Below are 12667 nucleotides of genomic sequence, written 5' to 3' on the forward strand. Positions count from 1 at the left end.
TAGTACTAAAAGTTTTTCCTGAAAAACAAAGACCTATGATAGCTAAAATGCTTGATCCAAAAAAAATAGCGGATGGAATTGAAAGGGCTCTGAATGAGTATAAAGCAGAGGGTTTAGCAAAAGCTCCGGCAGCAGAATAGAGAAGTCGGAGCAAAAAACACAAGATATGATAAATCATACAACAGATAAAATAATTGATAAAACAATAGAAAAAGTACTTGAGAACAATAAATTTTCTGCCGCTTCTAAAAACTCTTTAAGTTTTAATGTAATAGATTACAGAAGAAATTACGGACGTAGTAATATTTATGCAGATATAAATTATAAAGATAATTTTAAAGGAGATAGAGAATTGCTTGCTCGTGCTGGCTTTATTTATTATTTTAAGTAGGGAGCAAATATGTTTTATAAAGAAATCGGAGATTTCGGGATAATGATTGTTATTTGCGGAGTATTTTTATACTTCGCAAAAACAATCTTTGATTATATGATAAAAGACGTAAAAAGAAATCAGGATGAAATAATAAAAAAATTGGAATATGGAGAACAAAGACGGACTATATTAATATCCGGAAATGAAAAGTTAATTGAAGTCCTGAATAAATTAGAAAATAGATTAACAACTGAAAAAATAACGGGAAAACCTTTAGAAACTATTTTAAACACAAAAGTTTCACAAATATGTTTATGTATAAAAAATGAAGGTATAAATGTAATAAATAACAATAACATAAATAAAAATTGGACTTCAATTGAAAATGAGATTGATAATTTGTACGATGAAAAACTTTTGAAGTTTCAAAAAGAATATCATGATCTAATGGAATTCGAAACGTATGCTGAAATTGATAAACAATTTTCAGTTGAATTAAATAAATCAAAGGAAGAAATCCTGGCCATACTTTCTAATTTAAAAGAAACTAAAGAATTGATTGACTACAGAATAGCAATAAGGCGTATAAGTGCGGCTATGGATAAAACAAAAAAAAATTTAGATAGGATAACAAATGAAATCATAAATTAGAGTGTAAACTCTAATTTTTTTATAAACAAAATTTTATAAAAAAAAGATTATAAATCAGGATTTTCAATTATTAAAGCTAATTTTCATTTCGGGGATTTTTTTGTTTTTTTGAAAAAATCCCTTGACTATTTCAAAAAATATGATATAATATGAATATAGATGGGAGGTGAATAATGAAAAGTAAGTTAAGTCGTAAATCTTTAAAGGAAAGGAGAAGAAAAAAAGAGGACTTAAAACAAGTCCTCGAGATAATAAAATTGTTAGTTCAGATAATACTTGCAATATTGACAATACTAACAATTCTTATAAAAGGGCTTTTTAAATAGAGCCCTCCCCTAATAGGGGGACGACTTAATTATAACTTTTTATATTTATTATGTCAATTTGGATTTTATTAGTTATAGTAAATGGTTATTTTTTCCTTTTTGGAAACAAAAAAATTATAATAAGAATAATAAGTTTAATAGCGTGCATATTAAGTCTACTGATGATTATATACAATATAGGAGGTTTATAATGAAATTAAATGATTTAAAAAAAGATTTTGAGAATATAAGAAATGAAAATTATGAAATAGCTCTAAGAGAAGTTTTAAGTATTGTTAAAGAAAGAGAGGCTGTAAAAAATTTTATTTCTAATAATAAAGAGAAAGAAATGATAATAAATACGATAAAGAGAAAAATTAGGATTTCTTTTGATAAGAAAGATGGTTTTTATTATATAAAATATTATGGAATTTAGGAGAATATATGAAAGGTGGAGCAAGAAAAGGATCGGGAAGAAAAAAAATATCTGAAGAAAAAAAAAGAAAATGGAAATTAAACTTTGAGCTTTCTTTTGAAGAAAGGAATTTTATCCAGAAAAAATTAGATGATATAAAAGAGAAAAAAAGACTTAAATCTCGAGTTGAAGCTCTTTTAGAGATTTTCAATGATTTGTAACTCTTTATTATTTTATTTAAATTAATTAAAATTATTAATGTAGTGGTAGTTCTTTAATGATAGTATTTGTGAAGTAGTAACTGCGAAAAATTCGGAAGCAATTGCGAAAAATTTGGAATATAACTACGAAAAATTTGGAATACAACTGCGAAAGATTTGGAAACTACGAAGAATTCGGAGAAATAACTACAGATACTATTAAATAAAGAAGATAGGTAGAACATAATTATAACTGCGAAAGATTTGGAAAAACTGCGAAAGATTTGGAATATTGAAAAATAAGGACTTAAATTTGTGATTTAAAACTGCGAAGAATTTGGAAATAGGAAAATGGAGATAAAAATGAGAAATAAAAAAGAAGTAGTAGTTTATCAAAATGAGTTTGTTGATAAATTTGTATTAGATTATAAACAGAAAGAATTAGATTTATTTTTTGGAATTATATTTCAAATGCAGAAGGATTCCAAAATTATTGAGTTTAAAAAAGAAGATATAAAAAAATTAATTAAAACGAGTAATATAACAACAGATGATTTTACTAATTTAATAAAAAGTCTATCAAGACAATCGATTCGTTATAAAACGACGGAACAAATAATAGATGAAGATACAGGGAAAATTTTGGCAAATCCGGGAGCATTTATCACGATAAACTTTTTTGATATGCTGATAGAAGAAGGAGAAAAAGTAACTATCAAGATAAAAAAAGAGTTTCAACGGTATTTTTTTGAAATCCAAAAAGATTTAGGATTTTCAAAACATGAATTGCAGGATTTATTGAAACTATCTTCCAGATATGAAAAATTATTATTTATTCTGTTAAATAGGTGGAAAACCTTTAACAGAGTATTTTCAACTGACTTTGAAGAATTTAAGACAAAGCTTAATATCCCAAGTAGCTATAAAAACAATGACATAAAAAGAATGATTGAAAAAGCTAAGATATCAATTGAAAAACATACAAAAATAAAATTTGAATTTGAATTTGTAAAAAAGGGAAGAAAAGTAGAAAAAATAAATTTCTATATTTCAAATACTTTGAGAGAGATGCTCATAAAAGCAAAAGATGAGAATACAAAAGAAATCGAAAGAAGAGTATTACTGGCAGGATTAAGAGCAAATGATATTGATATTGAAAATATTGATAATATCGACATTGATGAATTTTAAAGGAGAAAATATGAAAAAGATAGCGATTGTAAATAATAAAGGCGGAGTCGGAAAAACGACAACAGTGTTTAATCTCGCACATTATTTTGCAAAACAGGGATTAAAAACTTTAGCAATAGATACAGATCCACAACTGAATTTAACAACAAATTTCGGAGTAAATCCAGGAGAAATAAAAGTAAGCTTAGGAGATTATTTGCTGGAAAGAGTTCCGGAATTTGTTCCGGAGATAGTAGAGGAAAATTTGCATTTAATATCTGCAGGAGAAGCAGCAGAACAGGACATGGCAGCATTACAAGCTGAAGGACCGTATTATTATCAAACTTTAAATGATTTTTTGGACTATATAAAAAATCAATATGATATAGTTGTTATTGATACAGCTCCGGCATTTAATGCTTACACGACGTCGGCAATTTATGCATCAAGTGTCTATCCTGTTTTGATACCAGGTATAAATGAGCTTAACGGATTGAATGCAACTATTGATTTTACAAAAGAACTGGGGAAAAAAATATCGGGAATAATCTTGATAAAAAAAGAAAAAACTGCATTGTCAGATCAGGTGGAAGAACAACTGCAGCAAGAATTTGAAGGTATACTTTTAAATAAGATAATAAGAAAAAATGTCGCTCTTGCAGAAAGTATAATTATGCATCAATCAATATTTGAATATGCTAGCAGTTCGAATGGAGCAAAAGATTACAGCAAAGTTGCAAAAGAAATAATGAAAAAAGAGGGAATATAATGGCTAAAAAATTTAATTTAGGAATAAATACGGGGAATATTAAAAAGAGTATTCCTGTTGCAAAAGTTGAAAGCATTTTTAATATAAATTACGATGAGCTGGAAATATCCGGACAGGAAAAAGAAGAACTTATAAAGTATGAAAATGACATCAATTTTCACAGAGAAAAATCAATAGAGCATATCATTAAATACTCAAAAGCAATATATGAGGCAAATCAAATATTTGCAAAAAAAGGGATAGGAACTTTTGGGAAATGGCTTGAAAAAATAGGGATAGACAGAGATTCTGCAAATGTGGCTATAAGAAAATACACTTTATATTTGGAAGTGGAACAAAAAGGAATAGAAGAACCACAAAAGGTTCTGACATTACCGAACAGAGCATTAAAAGCTTTGACTGGACAGAAAAAAGACTTTGAAGAAACAGAAATAGTAGAAGTAATTACTGCAAAAAATCCTGGAGCAAAACTAAAAGAAATAGAAGAAAAGAAAGAAGCTGTAAAATTATCCGATACTGAGGAGAAAAAAGCCTTTTTGATGAGAGAAAAAATTCGGAAGCAACATTTAATAAAAAAGCTCCAGAAAGAAATAGAAGAGATAGAAAATGAAATGCAGAAAATAAAATAGCGGGATAACCGCTATTTATTTTGCCAATCTGAAGGGAAATCCATTAATTCTAAAATGTTATTTATAGAAAGAACATTATATTTTTTATTTTTATCTTTATTTTCCCAATCAGTGTTTAAATTTTTTTCTAAACTTGTTATTAATTTTTTTAATTCATCTGTTAATTTTTCATACTCCTCTTTAGGTAAAAAAAACTTCAGTCCTTCATAAATTGAAAATAATTTTTTGTTATTGTTCGTTATTCCAGATGTATTTGCTATATTTAAAAATTCTTTAAGTGTATAGTTATAGAAACGTTCGTTGTGTCCAGCAGCATTTCTAAATCTGGAACAAGCTTTTAAGAAAGATCCTATAAAAAGTTTATCTATTATTAAATCAGCTCCATATTCGGTTTTAAAAAGTTCTTGACAGGAAGCAACAACTTTATTCTTTACATCGTTAGTTAAAATAGAGTAAAGTTTACTCAATTCCCCGAAAGTTAAAAAATGTATGACAATCCAAAAAGGAATATTATCTTTATTAGTTCTGTGATAATGAGAAATAATAGGTAATTTGTCATTATTTTTTATATTTTTGAGAATTGTAATTATATCTGTAATGGTTTGTCTTGTTTTTTTTCTTTTAAAATAATTGTTTTCATCTAAGTAAGTTTCTACTTTATTTACATCATGATATTCAGAAAAATGATAAGCAACCATAGTTTTAAAAAATCTCTCGATTTGAGTAAGATAGTTAAAAAATAAAGTCCTTAAATTTCTATCAAACTCATATAAAGATTTTAAATCATTAAAATGAGTTCCGTCACGATATATTTCTTTTCTTCTATTTACTATAAAAGGGTCTTTATAAAAATTTATAATGGAATAATAATTATTTCTCATTAAATAATATATAGTTTTTTCATCAGTTTTCATACGAGTATTTAATATTTTAACCTGTTCTGAAAAAGTTTTAAAAGGTTTGTCCAAAATTTTCCTCCTATAAAAAACTCCCATATTACTATGGGAGCCGTCTTTGGGTCTATACCTGTGTCATAAGACTTGTATAGAGCATTCCATTTACATAGTAAGTATACCTTGTTACATATCAATTGTCAACTATTTTTTTTCTTTTTCATTTATAATTCGGGAAATATTAGTCTGACTAGTTGAGAAACTTTTTGCTAATTCTGATTGTTTAAAATCTCCAGTTTTATAATAATGATAGATTTTTTCTTTATCTTCAGATGTTAGTGTAGGTTTTTCAAATTTCTCTAGATTGTCATTAACTTTTTCTAATTTTTCTGCAGTTGCTTTTATATCTTTTAGAGAATTTATAGCTTCTTTAATATCTTCTAATTGAACTTGTCCATATAAGGCTTTTGATATAATTGCTTGTGTTGTTTTTTCAAAATCATTTTTAACATTATCAGTAAGAGATTTGGCTAATCTTACTTTTGTTCCTGTTTCATTTAGAATACGCTGTTCAGATTTCATATTTTGCTGTTCTTCTATACTCATACTTTCAGTTTTTTTAGGGTTAAGTAAACTCATATTTTCTCCTTTTCTTAATTAGAATATTTTTGAATAATCTATTTATTCAAAAATATTCTATCAGAATTTTATTAAAATGTCAAATAAAAAAATCTGTATATAAAATCTTATACAGATTGATATAAATTATTAGAAAAATAAATTTTTATTTCTTCTTTAAAAGAGCTTCATAAAAGAATTTTGCAATCCAAAAGAAAATTATAAAAGGAAGAAAAGAAATCCAGAAGAATATTTTTATTAAAGAAATTTTTGACTTAGATTTTCTTCTATAATTTTTTTGCTTTACTGAAGTATTCAAATTTTCCAAAAATCTTGCATGATAATTATTAAGTTTATAAGGACGCTCTATTTTTTTAAAAAAGTAAGAGTAGTCAGTATGTTCAAATGGAGTTTTATTAGTTTCAGATATTTTTTTTTCTAAATTTATAAGTTTTTTTCAGTGTGGTTTAAGGCAAGAACAAAAGAATATTCTCCGCGATAATGGATCAATCTAAAAAGAGATTTTTTTGGCAAAAAATCTGAAAAAATATCATATAATTTTTCAATTCTTTGATAATTAAACGTTAGAACATTTTCTATTCCTTCTTCCTGAATAATATTTATTTTTTGTTTTATTTTGTTAACTCTGTTACAGAAAAAATCTTCCTGTTGAAATAAATCATAAGGCATATCAGAATAGAAAGGTCTGTCTGGATAAAAAGAAACATTAATTCCATTGGAAGTAGGGCGTGCTAAATAAATGACATCAAATATCTCATCCCAAAAAAGGAAAGAAAACAAATTCCACCGAAAAAAGTCCTTTGTATCCTCTATCAGAAAAGTACTTTAATGCGATATCTTCGATGTGTTCATAACTTTCCTCTTGATAATAATAAATTTTATCTTCTTTTGTAAAATCAAGTGTTAATTCTTCAATATTAATCATAAAACCTCCTAAAAAAGAAAGCCTCAGGGGCGTGAGGCTTTCATTATGTATTGAGTATAAATAACTCCTAAAGTTCGTTAATAGTGCCGGTACACTTTCCCCATATTTTAAAATCATCATGTTCTTTTACAAGCATGGGCATATATATATGATTGTCGCTTTGTAAAAAGACCCCCTGAGAGCCTTTATAAAATCTTTTGACAAAATATTCGCCATTCAGATAAAAAACTCCTATGTCACCGTTTTTCAGCTTTTCTACGTGGGGATCGAAAACAACTATTCCACCGTTGACTAAAGTTGGCTCCATACTGTCGCCACTTATATATGCAGCTCGGAAATTTTTTCCGGAAAGAGGTACTTGAATATATGTTTCCGGGATTTCATCAACAATTTTTCCTGCTCCTGCAGCTACAGAAGAAAACAAAGGAATCTTTTCAAACATATTTGATTTTTCATCAAAAATTTCTGCCACATTTTTTTCAATTGCTTCTTTTTCAACGTAACTGTCAATTTTTTCTTTATTTATGTAACCTAACATCTCATAAAATTTTAATACATTAATTTTATATATGTTTGAAAGTGCAACCAGATGAAAAGGATTGATTTTTTTTCTCATGCCGTTTTCTAATTGATTTATATCAGAAATTCCTATTCCTGTAGCTTTTTTAATTTGTTCTAAAGTATATTTTTTTTCATTTCTTAAATTTCTTAAAAATTCTGCAAATCGAAGCATTTTATTATCATCAACTTCAAATTTCATAAGAGACCTCCACTTATATTATATATACTATTTTTTATTATTACTCAAAAATATAAAAATTATATTTTTTATTTTTCATAAAAAGAAGTATAATATTTTTGACAACAGAAAAAGTTGTAAAACTTTTTTCTTCATAAACTCCTTTTTAAGGGATATGCTACAGTTATACTGTTAGTATATCCCACTAAGATACCAAATTGCCATTATATATAAATAGCAGGGAAATTTCCCTGCTTCTTAAAAAAATCATTGACAATCAGTAACTTATATACTATAATTATATCAGTTACTGATAAAGGAGACAAAATGGAAAGAAGAGACGGAAAAGTTTCTTTTCATAAATCAGGAAGCGGCAGAGGTGCAAAAGTTACCATTCCTATCCCATGGTTAAGAAAAATGGGAATTTCAGAAGAAGATAGAGAAATAACTTTTACTTTTGATGAAGAAGCTTCTAAAGTGATTATTGAGAAGAAATAAAAAACTCTCCTATGTCCTTTATCAGAAAGCATAGGAGTAGAATATTTTAAAATATCCATGCAAATATATTTTATCATATTCTACTTTAAAAATAAATATTTTGCCGCCTTGAAAACAATACTTTAGACTCCCCGCTAAAGTGTTGCTTTGAGGGCGAGCTTTTAAAGGTAAGAATGTCCCGCAATAATAAATATAAGGATAACCTTTTACTGCAACTTTAGGTAATATTTTTTTCCTCATTCACTCGGAATGAGACCTCCTTTCTTATATTATTTAGGCATGGAAATATGGTCCGATTCAGCCATATTTCTATGTCCAAGTCATATAAGACAGCAGAATGACTGTAGTGAATAAAGAATATTGCTGTAAAATTAAATACGGCTGCTAATAGCGGGTTTAAGCTATATAAGTGGCTTTTAATAAGTTTTGTAAATTAAAAATTGATTTCAAATATATAGTATATATTGTTATAAAAACAGAAGTTTTTTAACAAATAGAAGTTATATTTGAAGTTAAAATTAAATTTTATTAATTTTTTTCAAAGAGAAAAGATATTGTAATTTTCTTACTTTTATAGTACCTTGAAAATAGTAAGTGAGTTACATTATAAAATACTTTTTGAAAATGCTTTTTCTCTGATTTTTTTGAAAAAGTGACCTTCAAAATTGGCTTCTAAGAGCGTTTTTAAAGGTCAGGCATAGTAAAGGTCGGATTAAAAATACTGGAAATGACGGCTTTAAGTCATATATCCGGTTTTTAATGCAAGTAAAGGGTATTAAAACCTTAATTTTGTGGTACAAAATAAAAATTTTAAAAAATATGTTGACAATCTTGTCACAAGATAATATAATAAACTTGTGACAAGTTAAAGGAGAAAATATGAAAAAAAGGGATTTAAATATTTCTTTTTACAAAGCCGGAAATACTTTGGCTACAAGATTAAATTTACCAATTCCTTGGGTCAGACAGTTAAATATAACTCCTGAAAGTAGGGAAATAGAACTGTTATTTGATGAAGAGAAGGAAGAAATTATAATTAGAAAAAAGAAATAAAAAATCCCCCATGCCTTAAAAAAGAACATAGGAGATATATCTTATAAGCTATATTTTCCTAATATAAAAATAGGAAATATGCATATAAAATAGTAATCAGCAATTCTATTATATAGCATATCGTGCCTATTTGCAAATTTTTAAAATTTTTTGTAGAAAAATTAAGAAAAAATAAAGTCTTTAAAATGTACAAGGCTCTTTTTGTAATACAAAAAACAGGACTATGACAATTTTATAGGAATTTGAAGTATAATAAAAAATTTGTTGACAGTGTGTCCCATACGTGATATTATATTTTTGTATGGGACACATAGAAGGGAAATATGGAATTATGGAAAAGAGAAACCGTAATATTTCTTTTTACAAAGCAGGAAACGGGGTTGCAACAAGAGTTAATGTTCCAATAACTTGGCTAAAAGAGTTAGGAATAACAGAAAATAATAAGACTGTTGAATTAGTTTTAGATAAAGAAAATAAAACTATCTGCATTAAAAAGAAATAAAAAAATCCCTTATCAGTCCTGAAAACCAATAAGGGAAATCGTAGTATATACCACGACCTAACCAATCGTATTATACTGCAAATTCCTGTAAATTACAAGCACATAGGAAGATGTGGTATTTTTTAATACTTGAATTTTAGATAACTTCTTATGTGTAAAGTCAAACTTTTTGTAATACCCAAAAACACAACTGAATAAGTCCAGGCATCGACTACCGTGTGCTTAATTTTTTAATACAAAATTTTGCATTCAGGCGAGAAGACTATAAATTCATAAAGTGTAGCATTAGAAAAACGGATGTGGCTGGCATCATAAAAAAATCAAGTGGCGGAATTCTGCTGTCAAAATAGTGATATTTTGAGGAGATCGGAACAGGTACTTAAGAAAACATTGAGTCATTCATCGGGTAGAATTGGTGAATAAATGTTCCGGATGCGACGAGTCGACGAGCTAAAGCGATAGTCAAATTTTTCAATTCTCTTTCTTTTGCGAACTTTTTAAAAAAAGTTTGTGAAAAAGTAGGAGAATACCGCTCAAAGGTCTCAAAAACTCCGCTCAAGTCAAAAATTTTCCACTAAAAAAGTCAAGAAAATTTTTAAGAAAAAGTACGGGGCAAAAATAAACCGATATAAGGTTGTTTTATGAATAACAAATTGAATAAAGATTAAGTGTATTGAGTATATATAACTTTAAATTAATACAAAATACGGAGGTTAGTTTAAAGTGGTATTACAAAGACATGGTAATAAAAAAGTATTATTTAAAAAAATTGAAAGATATATTCCGGAACATGAAATTTATATAGAACCTTTTTTCGGAGCAGGAAGTGTATTTTTTCTTAAGGAAAGAGCAAAATATAATTTCCTGAATGACTTGGATAATGAAGTATTTAATTTATTTCAGGTCATTAAGAACAAACCGGTACAGTTTAAAAATTTGTTTAGAATGGTTCCTAAACATAAGCAGCAGTTTAAATACTGGAAAGAACATCCTGAAAAAATAGATACATGGCAGGCTGTCCGTTTTATATATCTGACAAATTTTTCTTTTATGGCAACAAGGCATACAATGAGAACAAGTGTAGGAAATCCTAAATTTTTAACATTAATGAGGATAAAAGAAACTTTTGATGCATTAATGGATACAACATTTGACAATTTGCCATATGAAAAATTTATAAAGAATCTATCTTTGGAAAATAAAAAGAATAAAAATAAAATTTTTATATATTGTGACCCGCCATACATAAATACAATTAATCCTTATAATACTCCAAAATGGGGCGAACAGGATTTAAAAAAATTAGTAGAATTTTTGGTCGGTTACGGGGAACGGTTTATGATATCTGAATTTAATTCTCCTGAAGTATTAAAAATAGCGGAAGAATATAAATTAAAAATACAAGTAATAGGCGAGAGAAGAAATATAGGAAATCGTCGGACAGAAATTATAATTAAAAATTATTAGGAATGTCAGTCATGACTGACAAACGGAAAGGAAATCAAAATGAATTTTAATGCTATTGTAAAAAAATATAAATTTGAAAATGTAAAACTGGAAAAAGGAATATTAAGTGTAGGAACAGGAAATAAAAAATTTATGATTGATACAAAAACTAATAAAATTCTTTTGTTTCCTTCTGTTTCCGTCAGTCTTGCATTGGAAGAGTTGCAAAAAATAAAAGACATGATAAAAGAAATGAGGTGGGAACTTGTTATTGAATGAAATGTTGCAAGACTTTGAGCAGTATCTAAAAAATAAATATTATTCACAAAATACTGTAAAAACGTATCTTGCAAATTTTAAAAAATTTCTGGTCGATATGCATATAATTAATGTCGAACAGCTTAATAATGAAATATTTTTTGCTTACAGAGCTGATCTGCAGAATAAAAAATTAAAAGGGCAAACCATTAATACAAAGTTTGAAGCTATCAGAAGTTTTTTAAAATTTCTATATAATTCAAAAAATATAGTTGCCCCTGCCTGTGAAGTAAAACAGGCAAGATTGAGAATAAGGCTGCCTGAAATAAAAATACGGATATATGACAGATTTTATAAAAAAGAATTATCTATAAATGAAATAAAAAGGGTTTTACGAACCATAAATAAAGATCCTAATAAATTTTATAGACTGAGAAATACAATACTTATCCAATTGCTTGCAAGTACGGGACTTAGGATTTCTGAAGCCTTACAGATAAACATAGATGCAGCAATAACAGGACGGGTCGAAGTAGTAGGAAAAAGGAATAAAATCCGTACAGTACTTATTCCTGCCACTGTAGTTAAAGTTTGTCGGGAATTTAGGAAGCATCGTAAAGAGTTGTATTTAAAAAATCAAAAATTATTTATAGATCTGCAGGATAATGTAATCAAATCGCAAACTTGCGGGAAAATGCTTAAAAAATACGGAGTTTCAGCAAAAGTAAAACTACAAAAGTTATTTTTACATAATTTACGACATTTTTATACAATAGACTGTATAAATCAGGGTATGGACCTTAATACTATTGCCCAAAATTTAGGTATAGAGGATATGGAAGTCCTTAAAATATATCAATCAAGGAATTTAAAACATTTACAGGAACAGACTAACAAAAAAGGAAGGCGATTACTTGTTTAATGAAAAAAAAATATACTGTCCCTGCTGTGGTGCAGTTCTTGCAATAGAAAAAGAAGGAAAATTTGAAAAAGTAATACATATAAAAGGCTCAAAAACCGAAGTATTTATAGGGAGTAATACAACTTATGTAAGATGCAACAGCAGACGGAAAGATTCCGCACATAAAGAAATATGTGGTACAGAAGTAATTTTGAAAAACGGCAAAGAATAAAAGCCGTTTTAAAAACAAGTAAATAAAAGAATATATGTAAAAATTATATATAATAAAAGGATGTGATAT

21 protein-coding genes are annotated in these 12667 nt (G+C 27.3%); 15 read left to right on the top strand and 6 right to left on the bottom strand.

Features of this window, described 5'->3' with window-relative positions:
• The first annotated feature begins 166 nt into the window (after window positions 1–166).
• From EII29_RS09650 to EII29_RS09680, 8 genes are all read left to right on the top strand, one after another.
• Window positions 167–391: a hypothetical protein gene (locus EII29_RS09650; protein WP_125237324.1), complete on the top strand. Its 225-nt coding sequence runs from the start codon at window positions 167–169 to the stop codon at window positions 389–391.
• A gap of 9 nt (window positions 392–400) precedes the next feature.
• The gene (locus EII29_RS09655) at window positions 401–1024 is read left to right on the top strand and encodes a hypothetical protein (RefSeq protein ID WP_125237325.1); all 624 of its coding nucleotides are present in this window, start codon (window positions 401–403) and stop codon (window positions 1022–1024) included.
• Between the two features lie 173 nt (window positions 1025–1197).
• The gene (locus tag EII29_RS12165; protein ID WP_158612510.1) at window positions 1198–1350 is read left to right on the top strand and encodes a hypothetical protein; all 153 of its coding nucleotides are present in this window, start codon (window positions 1198–1200) and stop codon (window positions 1348–1350) included.
• A 190-nt stretch (window positions 1351–1540) separates the two neighbouring features.
• Window positions 1541–1765 (top strand): hypothetical protein, encoded by a 225-nt coding sequence (locus tag EII29_RS09660; protein ID WP_125237326.1) that lies wholly within the window; start codon window positions 1541–1543, stop codon window positions 1763–1765.
• Window positions 1766–1773: 8 nt separating this feature from the next.
• Window positions 1774–1965 carry a hypothetical protein gene (locus EII29_RS09665; RefSeq protein WP_125237327.1) on the top strand — a complete coding sequence of 64 codons (192 nt, stop codon included), beginning with the start codon at window positions 1774–1776 and terminating at the stop codon, window positions 1963–1965.
• A 342-nt stretch (window positions 1966–2307) separates the two neighbouring features.
• Window positions 2308–3135 carry a replication initiation protein gene (locus EII29_RS09670; RefSeq protein WP_158612511.1) on the top strand — a complete coding sequence of 276 codons (828 nt, stop codon included), beginning with the start codon at window positions 2308–2310 and terminating at the stop codon, window positions 3133–3135.
• Window positions 3136–3145: 10 nt separating this feature from the next.
• A complete protein-coding gene (locus EII29_RS09675; RefSeq protein WP_125237329.1) occupies window positions 3146–3883 on the top strand; it encodes a ParA family protein in 738 nt (245 codons plus the stop codon).
• Window positions 3883–4512, top strand: coding sequence for a hypothetical protein (locus EII29_RS09680; protein WP_125237330.1), 630 nt, complete (start codon window positions 3883–3885; stop codon window positions 4510–4512). Before EII29_RS09675 ends, EII29_RS09680 begins: the two co-directional genes overlap by 1 nt.
• 11 nt (window positions 4513–4523) lie before the next feature.
• Here the strand turns inward: EII29_RS09680 and EII29_RS09685 are convergent, their stop codons facing one another.
• From EII29_RS09685 to EII29_RS09700, 5 genes are all read right to left on the bottom strand, one after another.
• Window positions 4524–5480, bottom strand: a complete 957-nt coding sequence (locus tag EII29_RS09685; protein ID WP_125237331.1) for an Abi family protein — start codon at window positions 5478–5480, stop codon at window positions 4524–4526.
• A gap of 129 nt (window positions 5481–5609) precedes the next feature.
• Window positions 5610–6044, bottom strand: a complete 435-nt coding sequence (locus tag EII29_RS09690) for a hypothetical protein (RefSeq protein ID WP_125237332.1) — start codon at window positions 6042–6044, stop codon at window positions 5610–5612.
• A gap of 423 nt (window positions 6045–6467) precedes the next feature.
• Window positions 6468–6824: a hypothetical protein gene (locus tag EII29_RS09695; RefSeq protein WP_125237333.1), complete on the bottom strand. Its 357-nt coding sequence runs from the start codon at window positions 6822–6824 to the stop codon at window positions 6468–6470.
• Window positions 6799–6969: a hypothetical protein gene (locus EII29_RS12170; protein WP_158612512.1), complete on the bottom strand. Its 171-nt coding sequence runs from the start codon at window positions 6967–6969 to the stop codon at window positions 6799–6801. Before EII29_RS12170 ends, EII29_RS09695 begins: the two co-directional genes overlap by 26 nt.
• A 67-nt stretch (window positions 6970–7036) precedes the next feature.
• A complete protein-coding gene (locus tag EII29_RS09700; protein WP_125237334.1) occupies window positions 7037–7729 on the bottom strand; it encodes an XRE family transcriptional regulator in 693 nt (230 codons plus the stop codon).
• Between the two features lie 306 nt (window positions 7730–8035).
• On the opposite strand from EII29_RS09700, the gene EII29_RS09705 reads away from it, so the two are divergent.
• Window positions 8036–8206 (top strand): AbrB/MazE/SpoVT family DNA-binding domain-containing protein, encoded by a 171-nt coding sequence (locus tag EII29_RS09705; protein WP_125237335.1) that lies wholly within the window; start codon window positions 8036–8038, stop codon window positions 8204–8206.
• Window positions 8207–8227: 21 nt separating this feature from the next.
• Here EII29_RS09705 and EII29_RS09710 read toward each other — a convergent pair whose 3' ends face one another.
• Complete coding sequence (locus EII29_RS09710; RefSeq protein ID WP_125237336.1) at window positions 8228–8446, bottom strand: hypothetical protein; 219 nt, start codon at window positions 8444–8446, stop codon at window positions 8228–8230.
• Between the two features lie 639 nt (window positions 8447–9085).
• On the opposite strand from EII29_RS09710, the gene EII29_RS09715 reads away from it, so the two are divergent.
• From EII29_RS09715 to EII29_RS09740, 6 genes are all read left to right on the top strand, one after another.
• Complete coding sequence (locus EII29_RS09715; RefSeq protein WP_125237337.1) at window positions 9086–9259, top strand: AbrB/MazE/SpoVT family DNA-binding domain-containing protein; 174 nt, start codon at window positions 9086–9088, stop codon at window positions 9257–9259.
• 301 nt (window positions 9260–9560) lie between these two features.
• Window positions 9561–9761 carry an AbrB/MazE/SpoVT family DNA-binding domain-containing protein gene (locus EII29_RS09720; protein WP_233573308.1) on the top strand — a complete coding sequence of 67 codons (201 nt, stop codon included), beginning with the start codon at window positions 9561–9563 and terminating at the stop codon, window positions 9759–9761.
• Window positions 9762–10484: 723 nt separating this feature from the next.
• Entirely contained in the window at window positions 10485–11228 is a 744-nt protein-coding gene (locus EII29_RS09725; RefSeq protein ID WP_125237339.1) for a DNA adenine methylase, read from the top strand.
• Between the two features lie 39 nt (window positions 11229–11267).
• A complete protein-coding gene (locus tag EII29_RS09730) occupies window positions 11268–11486 on the top strand; it encodes a hypothetical protein (protein WP_125237340.1) in 219 nt (72 codons plus the stop codon).
• A gap of 1 nt (window position 11487) precedes the next feature.
• A complete protein-coding gene (locus tag EII29_RS09735) occupies window positions 11488–12387 on the top strand; it encodes a tyrosine-type recombinase/integrase (RefSeq protein WP_233573310.1) in 900 nt (299 codons plus the stop codon).
• Window positions 12380–12598, top strand: a complete 219-nt coding sequence (locus EII29_RS09740) for a hypothetical protein (protein WP_125237342.1) — start codon at window positions 12380–12382, stop codon at window positions 12596–12598. Before EII29_RS09735 ends, EII29_RS09740 begins: the two co-directional genes overlap by 8 nt.
• Window positions 12599–12667 lie beyond the last annotated feature (69 nt).

Origin of the sequence: Leptotrichia sp. OH3620_COT-345 (assembly GCF_003932895.1) — a bacterium.
Lineage (GTDB): Bacteria > Fusobacteriota > Fusobacteriia > Fusobacteriales > Leptotrichiaceae > Pseudoleptotrichia.

What these genes read in the sequence shown, in the direction of transcription:
- EII29_RS09650 (WP_125237324.1), top strand. Translation starts at nt 167, where the DNA reads ATGATAAATCATACAACAGATAAAATAATTGATAAAACAATAGAAAAA.
- EII29_RS09655 (WP_125237325.1), top strand. Translation starts at nt 401, where the DNA reads ATGTTTTATAAAGAAATCGGAGATTTCGGGATAATGATTGTTATTTGC.
- EII29_RS12165 (WP_158612510.1), top strand. Translation starts at nt 1,198, where the DNA reads ATGAAAAGTAAGTTAAGTCGTAAATCTTTAAAGGAAAGGAGAAGAAAA.
- EII29_RS09660 (WP_125237326.1), top strand. Translation starts at nt 1,541, where the DNA reads ATGAAATTAAATGATTTAAAAAAAGATTTTGAGAATATAAGAAATGAA.
- EII29_RS09665 (WP_125237327.1), top strand. Translation starts at nt 1,774, where the DNA reads ATGAAAGGTGGAGCAAGAAAAGGATCGGGAAGAAAAAAAATATCTGAA.
- EII29_RS09670 (WP_158612511.1), top strand. Translation starts at nt 2,308, where the DNA reads ATGAGAAATAAAAAAGAAGTAGTAGTTTATCAAAATGAGTTTGTTGAT.
- EII29_RS09675 (WP_125237329.1), top strand. Translation starts at nt 3,146, where the DNA reads ATGAAAAAGATAGCGATTGTAAATAATAAAGGCGGAGTCGGAAAAACG.
- EII29_RS09680 (WP_125237330.1), top strand. Translation starts at nt 3,883, where the DNA reads ATGGCTAAAAAATTTAATTTAGGAATAAATACGGGGAATATTAAAAAG.
- EII29_RS09690 (WP_125237332.1), bottom strand. Translation starts at nt 6,044, where the DNA reads ATGAGTTTACTTAACCCTAAAAAAACTGAAAGTATGAGTATAGAAGAA.
- EII29_RS12170 (WP_158612512.1), bottom strand. Translation starts at nt 6,969, where the DNA reads ATGATTAATATTGAAGAATTAACACTTGATTTTACAAAAGAAGATAAA.
- EII29_RS09700 (WP_125237334.1), bottom strand. Translation starts at nt 7,729, where the DNA reads ATGAAATTTGAAGTTGATGATAATAAAATGCTTCGATTTGCAGAATTT.
- EII29_RS09705 (WP_125237335.1), top strand. Translation starts at nt 8,036, where the DNA reads ATGGAAAGAAGAGACGGAAAAGTTTCTTTTCATAAATCAGGAAGCGGC.
- EII29_RS09710 (WP_125237336.1), bottom strand. Translation starts at nt 8,446, where the DNA reads ATGAGGAAAAAAATATTACCTAAAGTTGCAGTAAAAGGTTATCCTTAT.
- EII29_RS09715 (WP_125237337.1), top strand. Translation starts at nt 9,086, where the DNA reads ATGAAAAAAAGGGATTTAAATATTTCTTTTTACAAAGCCGGAAATACT.
- EII29_RS09720 (WP_233573308.1), top strand. Translation starts at nt 9,561, where the DNA reads ATGGGACACATAGAAGGGAAATATGGAATTATGGAAAAGAGAAACCGT.
- EII29_RS09730 (WP_125237340.1), top strand. Translation starts at nt 11,268, where the DNA reads ATGAATTTTAATGCTATTGTAAAAAAATATAAATTTGAAAATGTAAAA.
- EII29_RS09735 (WP_233573310.1), top strand. Translation starts at nt 11,488, where the DNA reads ATGTTGCAAGACTTTGAGCAGTATCTAAAAAATAAATATTATTCACAA.